This window comes from Flavobacterium labens (assembly GCF_048286755.1).
In the GTDB taxonomy this organism is placed as follows: domain Bacteria; phylum Bacteroidota; class Bacteroidia; order Flavobacteriales; family Flavobacteriaceae; genus Flavobacterium.
Map to the genome: position 1 here is coordinate 1,322,863 of NZ_JBLVPL010000001.1, position 14,324 is coordinate 1,337,186.

The window sequence follows — 14,324 nt, forward strand, 5'->3', positions numbered from 1 at the left end:
TTAAATATCATTTTTCACAACTTCAAAAGAGTCGTTTACTATACCTAAATATTCAGATAATGATTCATCATTAAAAGAACGTTTATTTCTGACCCCACTTGGAATAAAAAGCTCCTTAATTTCTTTGTAATCCTTTACGCTTTCAAAAACATCATCTAATCTATAATAATTATAAGACTCTATATTCTTACTTTCCGACAAAAAATCTCTTATTCTTCGAAAATAATCAACATTATTTCTTGGTATTGGAATATTCATTGGTGTTCCGTTATCATTTTGAATAATAATTTCTGATTTACCAGTTACATCGTGAACTATGCCTTTTTGACATTTCATAATTGCTTTAATGATATCATATAAAGACAAATATTCCTCTTTAAGATCTAAGACATCTTGATAAGTCCATAATTCACTCGGATTTGATATTTTAGAAGATTTATAAGTTTCATCTGCCCATATATTTGAAGAACCATATTTTTCAAATGGAGGAGTATGTATTCCGATTGGACAATTAGGAATAAACATTTCCCAAACAGCAGCTTGATTTAGCCAATTTTGTTGATTAATTACTTGCTTGGTAAAATGTGAGTTTTTGTCTGTTTTACTTATTTCCCAATCCCAAGATTTATTTAATTTCGAATTTCGAATTCTTAATAATTTTGCTTCAACTAATCCGATTTTAATTTCATTTCCATATCTAAAAACAAAAAGAGCATCTCTTTGAGTTGTGTCTCTTGCATGAGCTTGAACTGAAACAGAACGAATAAATGGATTTGAACTTACTTTATCTCTAATACGAGTACATAAAGCAGATATCCTATCTCTTTCATTTGTTTCTAAAATATCTTGATCATTAATTATTTCTTGTCTAACTTTTTTGTCAGCATTGTAAAAAATGCGTGCAATTATTTCGGCAGTAAAAATATTTCCAAAAAATGCCATATGATTCTCTATTGTATTTATAATCCGTAGACTAACATTAATACTTTCTTAATATATTTATTTAAAACTTAATTCCTTAAACGAAAACCCTTCCATACCTTCATCAATAAAAATCTTCATTTTCATTTTTGTATCTTCAATTTCTTCTTGATCTTTACGGTTATGAATACAAGGATGATAAAGGATTCTCAATTTTTTGTAAACTCTAAAAATTCGCTCTACAATCTCTTTGGTTTTTCTATATTCAGCTTCAGTGATTTTCTCTTTTGGTATGATCAATTTATCTTTATAGCCAACATATAAACCATTATTTTTATTATCATTGAAATTTTCTAAATCTTTAATCCTTTTTGTTGAATCAACAAAAGGATCTGACGCTGTAGCTATTTCATGTACAAAATTTAAAAACCCTCCAAAAACATTATTAGTTTTAAATAATTTAACTGGTGCTCTATTTTCATATTTCTGAACGCTTTCAATAAAACCAGCGGTCATCTCAAGAAGTTGTGCCAGTTGATGTCTAATTTCATGATTATAAAAGAACTTTTTAGCATCACTTATTTGATACACTTCATAACCTTCACTATGCAACAAAACCAATATCGCTTTTATAACTTCCTCCGAACTAAGTATCAATAATGAGTTTGCACTACTATAAGATTTATTCTTTTCTACTATTAGCAGCGCATCTTTTCTTAATTGTCTAGCATTTTTAAAAATTGCGTTATCAATATTTTTTGATTGTTTAGGCGAGAGATTAATAAAAGTACTCATAAATTAGTCTATTTGTCTTTTAGGATAAACCCCATTATTTTTCATCCAAGGTAACTGCTCTTTTACATCAAACTCTTTGAAGTTTTTTCCTTTTTGTGGATGAAATTCAAAAAAGCCTTTGATTAAACTATTTTCATTTATTAGAACATTCTTTTTCAATAGTTCATTGTATGCATAATACGTAGTTGCTACTATTTCACATTTTTTTGAATTTGCTCCTTTGAAGAGTTGTATAAGTTTTTCTATTTTATCTTTTTCTGATTCAAAATAGTTATTATAATATTTTTGGTAGTCAGTAGATTTGCCCGTGAGCGAGTAAAAAGTTCTCTCATAAACTTTTCCATTTGAACCTGTATATGGTTCTTTGTTTATTTTAAACCAACCAGACGTTTGAATATATTTTTCGATTGATGCTAACGTTTTTTTATCAAATGGACCTGCTGCGGCTTTTTGATAATTTGTCATCAAGTTCATTTCTCCTACTTGTTCACACAAATACAAAAGTTTCATAAACTTAATATGTCCAAATTCTCTTTCTTGATGAAACCTATAAACAAGATGACAACCCAACATAACTTTCTTTAAAAAAGCTTCAGATTTATCAGTTCTTGTTTTGTTCGTTTTAATTTCTTTATACTCAACTACTGGTTCCGCAACCATCCCCAACTCTTCCTCCTCATCATTGACACTCACCTGGCCATTCATCAACATAGGTAACAACCAATCCCGAAGCGAGGATAATTCTTGGTTTTGGAATGAATTATTTATGATTTGTTTATAAATTGGATTTGCTTTTTTGTAATATTTTTCTAAAACAAGTATTGAAGGATCGATCATTAATGATTCATCTACAGTTCCTTTGTTTATATGTGGTTGTTGTGCTCCGGATCTTAAAGTCATTAATCTAGGAATTTCATTTTTCAAATATGGATAAATAAATGAAGATTTAAATTTTTCTGATTCAAAAATTCCAACAACAGATTGATTTGCACAAGCTTCTATAGCTAAAATAGATGGTCTTAAATGCCGAGTAATTGATAGAACACAAGTTCCTGCTGGCATTAGTGTTGTTGCTGAATTTAAAATAGCTTCAGTTGTAATATGAGCTTCTGATTCAACTATTGGAAAATTTGCAATCTCTCCTGAATTTAACCAAGGTATATTTCCTCCCCAAAACTTCTCGATTTTAGTTGAAGGTGTACCGCCAAGATCAGTATTTAAAATATTACCTAATTCATTCACTTCCCAACCCTCAGGAATATCCCTCTTCAAATCTTCATTCCAAACCATTTTTCCTCTAGAAGTTTTATACGGTTTTCCATTGGAATCAGGAAAATCAAACTGCAAAAACCAATAGTCATAAAGCATTTTTGCCATAGCTTCCAGCTCGGTATTGATGCGGTTGTTGAGTTCTATTTTGGCATCTAGATCCGAAAGGACTTTGGCTATTTTATTTTGTTGATGAGAAATTTTAATTGGTAGTTTGAGTAAAGCTTCTTTAGTTAATGCATTTCTTGTTCCACCAACTCCGCATATTTGAAGTAGATATGGCTTCATATTCATTAAATAGTAATGAATATATCTTGGATTATAACCAGCCTTACTTCTTATAATACTAACATGTTGGTTTACTCTAGCTGGTAAGATTTCATCTGGAACAATGCAAGTTCGAGCGATTGAATCTCCAGTAATGTTCAATAAAACATCATCTTTTTGTACCGTTACATTATTTAGTTTATCTGCTTGTAATTTATTAATATAGGCTAGTCCATCTTTAGAAAATTTAAAATCTAAAACATTTTGACTTCTTATTAATGAAATGCCACTATCTTGGTATGCACTACTTCCACCTTTAGGTGTTGCACCACTACCAATTTTAGTTGTAATATCACTTAAAAGTTTATATTCCATGCTTCAATCCTTTCAAATTATTCTGAATTTCCATTTCCAAAGTTTTACTTTCTTCAAAAAGCGAACTTAAATTGGTTTCAAAAGTTTTCATTTTGTCTTCAAATTCCTTAGCAGTAATATCCGTATATTCAATTTTTACTTTAAAATATTGTCCGGCACTCAAGGAATAATTTTTGGCTTTGATATCATCATAGGAAACCACAACCGAGAAATCTTCCTTGGCTTCGTGTTGGTTAAATGTATCAATGATATAATCTTCTTCTTGTGGTGATAATAATGTTTTTTGGTTTTTGCCTTCTTTTACAGTAGTTCCTAGTTTAGAAGCATCCATTAAGACAATATCGCCTTTAGTGTTTTCTTTGTCGAGAAATAAAATAGAAACGTTGGTTCCTGTAGTAGCAAAAATATTGCTCGGCATACTTACTACACCTCGTAGCATTTTGCGTTCTACCATTTGCTCGCGTATTTTGCGTTCGATACCGCTTTGTGCGGTGATAAATCCCGTTGGTACTACAATGGCCGCTTTCCCTTTGGCGGTAAGCGAATACATAATGTGTTGTACAAACAAAGGATAAATAGCCATGCTGTCTTTCTTGGCTTTTGGAATATTGGGCATTCCTGCAAAAAAGCGTTCGTGGTTTTCTTTGCTGTCCAAATCCTCCACATAATCTGAGAAATCCAACTTAAACGGTGGATTACTCACGATATAATCAAACTGTTGCAAACGTCCGTTTTTGTCTTTATGGTACGGTTCGAGGATTGTGTTTCCTTTTACAATATTCGGTATCGAGTGTACCAAATCGTTCAGGATTAAATTCAGTCGCAACAAGTTGGAGGACTTTTGCGATATATCCTGAGAATACACGGTGCATTTGTCTTCACCAATCTGGTGCGCCAAGTTCATCAAAAGCGTTCCGGAACCCGCACTTGGATCATAACAAGTCACATTGCTCACGTTTTCGCTCACTAAACAACGTGCCATGATTTTGGCTACTGCATGTGGGGTAAAATACTCGGCATATTTTCCGCCACTGTTGGTGTTGTAATCGCTGATTAAATATTCGAAAATCGTAGCATAAAAATCAAACTTTTCATGAAAGATATTCTCAAAACTAAAATTAATCAGCTTATTGATAATGGCTTTACAAAAATCATCACGTTTGTCCGTTACATACTTACTGATGTTTTCGAACAAGATAATTTTCTCGCCACCCTCGGTAATGACTGAAAACAGAGCACTATTCTCTTTTGCAATATCCAGTAAGGTATTGTCAAATATATCCGAGAAGTTGGCTTCATTTTGTCTTTCGAACAAACTGGAAATAAAATGTTTGGGTTGCAAGCGGGCGGTACTTTCGCTCATTTGCATCATCAGCATTTCATAGTCGTTTTCATTGTATTCTCTTAGAACTGCTTCCCAATTGTCGGCTTTTGCTATTTTGTCGTCGAGTTGTTTCACTTCATGAACAAATTTGTCGTTCAGGAATTTATATAAAAATACTTGGGTGATAATCTTGAATTCGTTTCCGTCATTTCCCAAACCATAATTGGCACAAACACTTTTTAAATCGTCTATGAGGTTTTTGGTTTGCTTTTCAAACTGTATGGTAGTAGTCATTTTATTTTTTTAATTTTTTGATATCGGCTTCAATTTCTTTTAAGCTTTGTTCGATCTCAATTGATTTTTGTTTTTCTTTAAACTTTTCAAATTCACCAGATGATTTATCCAAAGCCATTTGATGACTTATCTTCCCCGCATGTGTCAGTAATTCTCTTCCGTTGAGTTGTAGAATGCTATCTAATCTGGCGGTCCAATCTTTCATATACATTGGGGTTTGCTGTTGCGCCATGGTTTCGGCAAATGCCAAATACTGTTCGACTAACAATCCCAATAGTATCATTTCATCTTCATTGAGAAAGTTTTTGGCTACACTAACTTCAGTTTTTGCAATTGATTTGGCTTCTTTTTTATCATAGGATTGCATCCCTAAAAGTGGTAACGTCGCATCCACTCTTCGATAGACTAATTCAGCAGCTGTATTTTGAGATATTGCCCAAAGCAGTTTGTTTTGCACTATTTTGAAAAAAGCAATTGTTTTTTCATCTTTGGAATCATAATCAATACTTGTGGTATAAATGTCTTTTATTTTTTGGTAGAAGAATTTTTCGGATATTCGTATTTCCCGAATGCGTTGTTGCAATTCGTTGAAATAATTCATTGACGAACCCGATTTGAAACGATCGTCATTCAAGGCAAAACCTTTTACAATGTATTCTTTTAAGCGTTGGGTTGCCCAGATACGGAATTGAGTTCCTTGCAGCGATTTTACTCGATAACCTACCGATATTATAACATCAAGATTGTAATAATTAGGTGCTTTTTGCTGAAATTCGGAAATTCCGAATTTGTGCATGCACAATTCTTCTTGAAGTTCTCCTTCTTCAAAAATATTTTTAATATGCTCGTTAATTGTAGATTTAGCTTTGCCAAATAATTGTGCCATTTGGTCTTGAGTTAGCCAAACAGTTTCTTCTTCGAGCCGAACATCAATTTTGATGCTGCCATCTTGATTTTGATATAAAAGTATTTCTCCCGTATTCATATTAGGCTGTTCTTCCATAAAATTCATTCATGTATTCTTTTACAATCATTCCGTTAATGCGCTTAGTTGTATTGGCATCCAGTGGAATCTTTTGTTTGTTTTTGAATTGATCAATCACCAATCGCATCATCATTCGTTCTACAAAACTCTCGTTTTCAAGCATTTTCGAGTTTTGAATAATTTGAGCATCAACTTCTTTCTTCAATCCTTGCAAAGCATCAAACAATTTACTTTCACTATCCGTCAAAGGATCTTTTTCCATTAAGCGTTTGTGCAGGCGAGCGTATTTCTCGTCATTATCATATTTGGCTCTCAGCAATTGGTTTTTTCGTTCCAATTCCTTTGCTTTTACATAAATCTTTTCTAGTGCTGCGATGTTACTTTCCATTTCGTCTTTGGTCACTTCATTCAAATTTTTCTTTTTGAATAAGCGTTCCAGTTCTTCTTTCAACGAAATAAATTCGGGTGCTTTTTGGTCGAAATTACCACCTAATATTTCTCTGGTTTTTTGAAGAATGTTTTTGAGTTGGTCTGCTAATACCATTTCTTCTTCCTTGACTTTTACAAAAGCAAAAATAACGTCTTCAAGAGCAATATTCAAAAGATTAGAGGTATCAATATTACTTTCTAAGGCTTCTTTTGCATTAATCAATGCCAAACGATTATTAGCATCACGGGATAAAACTGTCAGTTTATGAAAATCGAGTTGTTCCAACAGCTCATAATTTCCGGACAGTCGAATCAAGTTATACAAACTCTTGGCATTATTCAACACTCGGGTGATTCTTAAAATTTCACTTCGGTCGTTGATTTGGGTAATTTGTTGTGAGAAAACCTCAGCATTCATTGTATCAAAATGAAACAAGACGTCTTTTATTTCTCTGATTTCAGCATTAATTTCCTCCTGCGATTTGAAGATATTGGAATAATGCTCCATTTCATCCCCTAATTCTGATTGCAATTCGTTGAAATAATCCTGATTGGTTTTATCAAACTCTTTTTGAATATCGGCAAAATCGACTACATAACCGTATCTAAACTCTTTGTAAGTTCTATTAACACGGGTTAAGGTTTGCAATAAATTATGTGCTTTAATCACACGGCCAATGTATAATTTCTTTAATCGTGGTGCATCAAAACCAGTCAAAAGCATGTTGTACACAAACAAAAAATCAATGTTGCCGTCTTTGAATTCTTCTACTTTATTTTTGCGCTCTTCTTTGGTGCTAATATCATGAAGGATCACCGCAGCAGTGGTTACTTTACTTTCGGCTTTCTTTTTAGATCCATAACTTTCTGAGGGTTCGGCAGCTTGCAACAATCCACTATCATTAGTCGTATTTATAGCATATTTCGATTCGAATATTTCAAACAGCATTTTAGCTTGTTCCGAAGAATCACAAACCACCAAGCCACCAATTGTATTGTCGTTCATGGCAATTCTGGCTTTCTCAAAATCCTGAACAATATAATCAAGCATGGGTTCCACAAACTTCGGATGCGCATAGACAATTTTCTTGTCGGCATTTCCTTTTAGAATTTCAATTTCTTCTAAAGCTTGTTTCAGTGTTAGCTTATAATTGGTTTCAATTTCTTCCCGTATTAAACGTAAAGTATAGCCATCCGCAATAGAGGAATTGTAGTAATATTTATGAATATAACCACCAAATAATACTTTAGAATTATAATCAGTACCCAACAAAGGTGTACCAGTCAAACCAATCTTAATCGCATTGGAATCTGATTCGTTAAGGTTGGCCAAGAAACTTCCTTTTGGGTTATAACTTCGGTGTACTTCATCTAAGAAATACACCCGTTGAATATTGAGTTGATAATCGGTATTCCGTACCACATCAGGATCATCCTGAAACTTCTGAATATTAACTACGGTAATTTCCGCTTTACCAGAATTATTATGAATAACACTGGTTGATTTAATATCCTTTGCAAATTCTTCCCTTGAATTTACATTATGAACGACTAAACCCCTGCTTTTAAATTCTTTTCCTGCTTGAATTAATAAATCCAACCGATCTACAATAAAATAGAATTTTGGGATAACTTTTTTACTTTGAAAATAATCAGTGAGGTATTTAACGTTATAATAGGCTAAAGCTGTTTTCCCACTTCCTTGTGTATGCCAGATAATTCCTTTTTTAACTCCTTCTTCCAGTTTGGCTTCAATTGCTTTCGTGGCAAAAAGCTGTGGATAACGCATAATGTGTTTTTCCAAACCTTTAGAACCTTTAACATAGGCAATGGAATATTGCAACATAAATTGCAAACGTTCCTTTTGGAATAATGAAGTGCAAATTCTATTGGTTGGGGAATTCGGATTTTTATTAGTTATAAATTCAGGTGAATTTTTTATCCCAACGAGATTATTATCCTTTAAAATTAAAGTTTCATTTTCATCATCAAAAATGGAAAGAAGTGAATCTAAATCAAATTTATCTTCCTCTCTAAAATAGTTAAATGATGGTTTCTGATACGATGCCGTAGCATAAAAAGCCCCTTCAATTGGCATTGGCGAATTATCGTCATACTCCATATTATTGGAAAAAACCATCAATTGGGTACTATTAACAAACTTTCTGAATTTTTTATTTTGAAAACGTCTTTCAATTCGTTTATGTTCCGCTAAAATACCATCTTGGTTATTAGGCTTTTTAACTTCAATAAAGACTAATGGCATTCCATTAATCAATAGCGTAATATCCGGCCGAAACTCTTCATCATCTTTTTTGCAGGTCAGTTCGGTTACAATGTTGAACGTATTGTTTTCGAAATTCTCAAAATCAATTAATCGAATTCCAGACCTTTCCGTAATTCTTTCATAAAAAGCTTTTCCTAAATCTTCATTATCGAGCAATAAGGAAACTTCATTCAATAATCGTTTTGCATCAGAAGGCTCAATTCCCGAATTAATTTTAGAAATACTGTCTATAAAAACAGTAATAAAAATGTTGGTGTTTTCATCCCATACTGCATTTTTCAGCGAAATGTAAGTATATCCTAAACGGGTTAAATGGAGTAAGGTGGGTATTTTTACTCTGGAATCTTCGTTGAATGTCATTAAGGGATTGATTTTAAATTAAAATCTGATAATTCGATTGCTAAAGTATCGAATATTTAACTAAGATGAATGAGGAAAACCGTAAACTGAACAATTTTACTAATAAATCACATGCCGTTTGACTGATTCGAAAGTCATTTGTGTAAATAAATGGTGTCTTATGAGATTTTACTATACCCACTTTTAGTGATATTGATTTGTTGTGTAGTATAAAAAAGTGGCGTTTTTATACAGATCATGTTAACGTGAAATTTTTATCCCGTTAACGGGTTTTTTTTGTATCGTTAACGGGAATTAACGGGATCACGATGTAGTATTCTTACATAAAACCATGTTTTGACCATGTAAACAGAAAACCGTTAACGGGGATTTTTCTACCGTTAACGTGATTTTTGAATTAATACACAACATCATGATTGCAATAATTATACAAACAGTGTTAAAAATATGCATGCAAAGTGTTTACCAAAAGAAACGGATACTTTTACTCAATTAATTACTAATTTTTTTGTTTAGCGTATACTAATTGCTTAATAATCGTTGATGTGTTGAAAAACGTTGCAAAGCCTATCTATTATCAGGTTGACTTTGCAACATTTTTTCAACAAGGTTTCAACAATTAATTTTATGATTTTTTGCCAATTAGATTTCGTTGAACAATTGTTGATTTATAGTTGATATGTGAGATGCTATTAGTGCGAGGTTTACGTTCAATTGTAAACAATTCAACAGTTAATTATAAAATTTTCTTTCTTAAAGGTATAAAATCGACCAACTTTGGTTTCAAAATAAACGGTGAAGTTTTCATTCAAAGAATTGCTATAATCCATTTTGTAAAGTTTATAACTGCTATTTTTAGATTCAAGTTTGAAATGCTCTTTTAGAATTTTAGAAATATAGCTATTATTAGCTCTGATGTTTCTCTTATTGAGTTGCTCAACTAAATCTGAAATCGAATAATATAGTTCATCTTTTCCTAGCTTACTGAACTCATCAATTAAAAATTCTTCGATTTCTTTTTCAATTGAAGTGCGGTTGCCTCTAACTAATATTTCAAGCGCTTCAGTGTAGATTTGTTCTTTTGCAAACCACATGCGACTAACTCTTTTTGAAATGATAGCTCTATCTGTCAAATAGTTTGCAAAATATGGAATTTCTTTTCTCATTTGTTCCAAAAGATCTGGATTTTCACCTGAAAAACAACTTACTTTAATAACCCAATACCGAATTTCTAAATCATCTACTTTAATAAAATTTTCTTCATTGTTAGAGCATAAAATAAACTTGCCAAAAAATTCTATTTCCACTTTGTCCACTCCCTTTCCTTCACTTTTGTAATGATTAGAAGTCGACAGATTTTTAATGCGTTCGCTATCTTCTTTTTTATCCAAAAGTACTTCATCTACAGCAACGATTAGTTTGTTAGCCCAATCGGAATTAAATCGACTTCTAAAATCCTCGTTTTTATTGATCGTCATGTTCCCTTCAAAAATTAATTTTAGTAATTTTAAAAAGGTACTCTTGCCTGTATTTCTTTCTGTACTTACAAAACAAAGGATCGGTAATATTTGCGTTGGATGTTTCCAAAGGATTGTTAGGTAATCTAAACCGATGTCATATTGTTCTCCAAACATGTGATGTAAAAACATCTCGATATTTTTCCACTCTCCTTTTTCTTGAAATTGGTAAGACAAAGGTTCATATTTATTGTAAAAATTGTTAATTTCTCTTTTGTATTCAAAATGGGATGGAAAGGTGCAAAACGTTTCGTATTTTTTTATTTTCTTTAACGAGTCTTTTCCAAAATCATCAATTATGGTTTGTTTGTTCCATTTTATTAATGATTTTGAAGAATCACCACTCATCAGTGGGAAATCTACTAGCTTAAAGTATTCAGTTCCAACACGGATATACTCTTTCATGCTGGAAATTTTATGTGATTCAATTTGCCTCTATCGTAATTTTCACCAAATCGTTTCTTAATAATGAATACTAATACACCATGAGAGTTAGGGTCAGCAAAGGAATTATTTATCATATTACATAAAAGTCGGAAGTTGTAACTATCATAACTTTGAACGATAAGTTGTATGAGTTCGCAGTCTTTGAGCAAATTATCAATATGGTTCACTATTGCCCGGTCTCTATTATATGCTAATTTTAGTTTTGTTAAATTAAATTTCAAATTGTCAAGATGATAGAAGGCATCCGGCAATAAATCTTGGTTATACGGCTCCATAAAAATCAGTTTTAAAGGATTAAAATTGATTTTTTTTGGTTAGTGCATTTAGCACATCGCTTTTTTTATATCGGACTTTGTTACCGATACGAAAAGCGGGGATTTTATCCTTACGGGTGAGGTCCCATAAAGTCACAAGGGAAATAGAAAGTAGCTTTGCCGCTTCTTCCCTGGAGAGAATGATTTCGCTGTTGTTTTGATTTTGGCTCCAAAAAGTTTTCAGTCCAATAATAACGTCTTTGACGATTTTGTTGGTTAAATCATCAGAGTTGGTGTTTTCGACTTGAAGAATTTCTTTTGACATTTTAGTTAATTTTGATTAGATAAATAATCATTTCTTTAATGAATATTATCCAAAATTAACTCGGATGATTCTGTTTAAAATCATTGGGGTGACCCTATAAATCACCCCAAAATTTCTTTTATAATCTCGAAGGCTTTTTCCCTGTCCTCTAAAATTTTCTTTGTATTTTGAGATGGTTTTTTTTCCAACTCAAGATATACTTTTTTTATATTGCTGTCATTCTTGCTGATTAAGAGGCATAAAAGTTGTCCTTTTTTATTCGAAGATACTTGATCCCAGTTCTCAATTTTCATTATTTGTTCAAAGAGCAAAACTTGTAGAGAGGTGTCTAATAATTTAATTGATTCTGATTTGGTAGATATAAATTCAAGAGGATTTCCTTTTCTCTTCCCTTTAGCCAAGAGTGCTGTACTGAGGTCATTAATTATTTTTATTTGAGATAAATCAAAGAAATAAATCAAATCGTGTATGTTTTCTTTAGTAAGAGTATTTTTAAGATTTTCAATATAGTTATGTATAATGTTATGTAATTTATTATTGACATCAAATACATAATCAGAATCGGTAACTTTAAATAGATGATTGTACGCTTTCTCAGCTATTTTCGAATCAGATAGTAAATAATTATTTTCTAACACATATGGAATTATGCTTGCTAAAAACCAAAAATTTTCTAGCTCATCTGACGTTAGTGATACTTTTTTCAAAGTGTCGTTATAACTTGACTTATCATACATTAACAAAGAAGTAAAGTTTAAAAACTCATTAAAAATTAATTCAAGATGATCAATGCAGATGAAGTCAGAGTCTTCTGAATAGTTTTGTTCTTGTTTCCAATCATAAAGTTCATTAAAAAAGTCGCAATAAAATTTAAAAATTGGATTACCATTAACTAATTCATCCAATGTATAAGGCTTGCTAATATATTTATATTGATTTGTCATTTTCATCTTGTTTTTCCCAATATTCTTTTAATTTTTCTGCGTTCTCTCTAGGAGTAATTTTAATGTATTTCAAAAATTGAGCTTCTGTTTTATGTCCTGTAATAGCCATTATCGTAGCGTTTGGTAATTTACCATATAGATTTGAAGCAAATGAACGCCTGCAGGTGTGTGAAGTAATAAGTTCATGTTTCGGGTATGTACCAAATACCTTACGGCTTTTATTTTTTGAAATAAGAGTTATGTCGGGGAAAAATTCATCATCTGCAGTTTTGACAATCATTTTAGCACCTTCAATCATTTCCTCTAGTTTAACTTCTTGACAAACATCTTTTACATAGTCATTAAATTTGGCATCAGATATTTGCTTGGGTAATTCACCATTTCTTTTTGCCAAGATCTCTTTTAGTTGTTGATGCATAGGTATAACAACAGGATGAGCTGTTTTCCTTGTTACTATTTCAATATAATCGCCAACGAAATTATATTTTTCTAAACTCATGAAGTCAGAAATTCGTAACCCTGTACGTAATCCAAATATGAAATTATCTCTCGTGTTGTCTAATCGTTCAGAGTCACTAAAGTCATGATTATATACTTTGTTGATTTCTTCCTCCGTGAGATAAACATCTTTGGTTTCATTTGATATTGTTGCAAATTCGGAATGTCTGTATTGTTGATTTATAGGGAGTCCTTCAATGTCTAAAATTTTACACCACTTTTTGAAATTAGTAATATATCCTCCAATAGTATTGTTATTTATTTTTTCTATTTTTTGACAATAGAACAAAAAATTTCTATAAAACTCAAGGTTGATATCTTGGAACCTCAGTTTAGTTTTATAAAAACTTTCGTAACCATCTAATTTATACTTTGTAGTTTGATAGTGTTGAATCGTTCTCTTTTTAACCGGTGAACCTTTGTAAAGTCGGGTAGGGGATTCGTCAATGTATTTTTGTACCCAATCTGTAAAATAGATTTTGTGCAATTCGGTTTTATCAGCCTTCCCAAAGAAGTCTTTGATTTTGTCTTTAAGCCAATTTTTATTGATGTATTGCTGATTAATATACTCGGTATTGTATTGTTCAACGAGATAATTCTCTATTTTTCGTATAGTACTATTGATTAAATCTTTTTCAGGAGTAATATCTATACTTTTGACCTGTTCTTTGGTAGGGCTCCAGTTGCTGAATTTCACCATCAATCCAGTTTTGGTTTTCTGGTCAATTTTATTACTGTCCCAAAAACGGACATGAATGCTGGTCAAATCAGTTTTCGATTTTATAACGAAGAAGCGTACTTTCATAGTTGATTTAATAGGAAATCAAATATAATATTTTTGCCGAAATATTGCCGAAAATATCTTAATTATTTTGAATTAGCCTGAATTTGGGTTAATTTACTTGTAGGAATAAAATAATTAAAACCTTTAAAAGGATTGTTTTTACTGGATTTTTAAAGGTTTTAAAGATTCTTACAAATTAAGAAGTTGTAGAACTATTATCCGCACAAAAAAAGCTTCTCAATCGAGAAG

Annotated in this window: 10 protein-coding genes; all 10 read right to left on the minus strand. The window is 31.7% G+C overall.

The annotated features are described in order from the left end of the window. Positions 1-942 carry a hypothetical protein gene (locus ACNQF8_RS05795; RefSeq protein ID WP_282717531.1) on the minus strand — a complete coding sequence of 314 codons (942 nt, stop codon included), beginning with the start codon at positions 940-942 and terminating at the stop codon, positions 1-3. 57 nt (positions 943-999) lie between these two features. Continuing rightward, a complete protein-coding gene (locus ACNQF8_RS05800) occupies positions 1,000-1,716 on the minus strand; it encodes an AbiV family abortive infection protein (protein ID WP_282717529.1) in 717 nt (238 codons plus the stop codon). Positions 1,717-1,719: 3 nt separating this feature from the next. Beyond that, positions 1,720-3,627, minus strand: coding sequence for a restriction endonuclease subunit S (locus ACNQF8_RS05805; protein ID WP_282717527.1), 1,908 nt, complete (start codon positions 3,625-3,627; stop codon positions 1,720-1,722). Continuing rightward, positions 3,617-5,245, minus strand: a complete 1,629-nt coding sequence (locus tag ACNQF8_RS05810; protein WP_282717525.1) for an HsdM family class I SAM-dependent methyltransferase — start codon at positions 5,243-5,245, stop codon at positions 3,617-3,619. Before ACNQF8_RS05810 ends, ACNQF8_RS05805 begins: the two co-directional genes overlap by 11 nt. A gap of 1 nt (position 5,246) precedes the next feature. Beyond that, positions 5,247-6,257, minus strand: coding sequence for a RhuM family protein (rhuM, locus tag ACNQF8_RS05815; RefSeq protein WP_282717519.1), 1,011 nt, complete (start codon positions 6,255-6,257; stop codon positions 5,247-5,249). Next, positions 6,232-9,306 carry a type I restriction endonuclease subunit R gene (locus ACNQF8_RS05820; RefSeq protein ID WP_417953041.1) on the minus strand — a complete coding sequence of 1,025 codons (3,075 nt, stop codon included), beginning with the start codon at positions 9,304-9,306 and terminating at the stop codon, positions 6,232-6,234. The genes rhuM and ACNQF8_RS05820 overlap by 26 nt, the downstream gene beginning before the upstream one ends. A gap of 725 nt (positions 9,307-10,031) precedes the next feature. Next, a complete protein-coding gene (locus ACNQF8_RS05825; RefSeq protein WP_282717511.1) occupies positions 10,032-11,228 on the minus strand; it encodes a primase-helicase family protein in 1,197 nt (398 codons plus the stop codon). A 336-nt stretch (positions 11,229-11,564) separates the two neighbouring features. Continuing rightward, positions 11,565-11,849 (minus strand): helix-turn-helix domain-containing protein, encoded by a 285-nt coding sequence (locus ACNQF8_RS05830; RefSeq protein ID WP_282717509.1) that lies wholly within the window; start codon positions 11,847-11,849, stop codon positions 11,565-11,567. A 101-nt stretch (positions 11,850-11,950) separates the two neighbouring features. After that, positions 11,951-12,793, minus strand: a complete 843-nt coding sequence (locus ACNQF8_RS05835; RefSeq protein ID WP_417953042.1) for a hypothetical protein — start codon at positions 12,791-12,793, stop codon at positions 11,951-11,953. Beyond that, positions 12,777-14,096: a phage integrase SAM-like domain-containing protein gene (locus tag ACNQF8_RS05840; RefSeq protein ID WP_282717506.1), complete on the minus strand. Its 1,320-nt coding sequence runs from the start codon at positions 14,094-14,096 to the stop codon at positions 12,777-12,779. The genes ACNQF8_RS05835 and ACNQF8_RS05840 overlap by 17 nt, the downstream gene beginning before the upstream one ends. Positions 14,097-14,324 lie beyond the last annotated feature (228 nt).

Coding starts and splice junctions, on each gene's coding strand:
- ACNQF8_RS05810 (WP_282717525.1), bottom strand. CDS start 5,245: ATGACTACTACCATACAGTTTGAAAAGCAAACCAAAAACCTCATAGAC.
- ACNQF8_RS05830 (WP_282717509.1), bottom strand. CDS start 11,849: ATGTCAAAAGAAATTCTTCAAGTCGAAAACACCAACTCTGATGATTTA.
- ACNQF8_RS05820 (WP_417953041.1), bottom strand. CDS start 9,306: ATGACATTCAACGAAGATTCCAGAGTAAAAATACCCACCTTACTCCAT.
- ACNQF8_RS05825 (WP_282717511.1), bottom strand. CDS start 11,228: ATGAAAGAGTATATCCGTGTTGGAACTGAATACTTTAAGCTAGTAGAT.
- ACNQF8_RS05800 (WP_282717529.1), bottom strand. CDS start 1,716: ATGAGTACTTTTATTAATCTCTCGCCTAAACAATCAAAAAATATTGAT.
- ACNQF8_RS05795 (WP_282717531.1), bottom strand. CDS start 942: ATGGCATTTTTTGGAAATATTTTTACTGCCGAAATAATTGCACGCATT.
- ACNQF8_RS05805 (WP_282717527.1), bottom strand. CDS start 3,627: ATGGAATATAAACTTTTAAGTGATATTACAACTAAAATTGGTAGTGGT.
- rhuM (WP_282717519.1), bottom strand. CDS start 6,257: ATGAATTTTATGGAAGAACAGCCTAATATGAATACGGGAGAAATACTT.
- ACNQF8_RS05840 (WP_282717506.1), bottom strand. CDS start 14,096: ATGAAAGTACGCTTCTTCGTTATAAAATCGAAAACTGATTTGACCAGC.
- ACNQF8_RS05835 (WP_417953042.1), bottom strand. CDS start 12,793: ATGACAAATCAATATAAATATATTAGCAAGCCTTATACATTGGATGAA.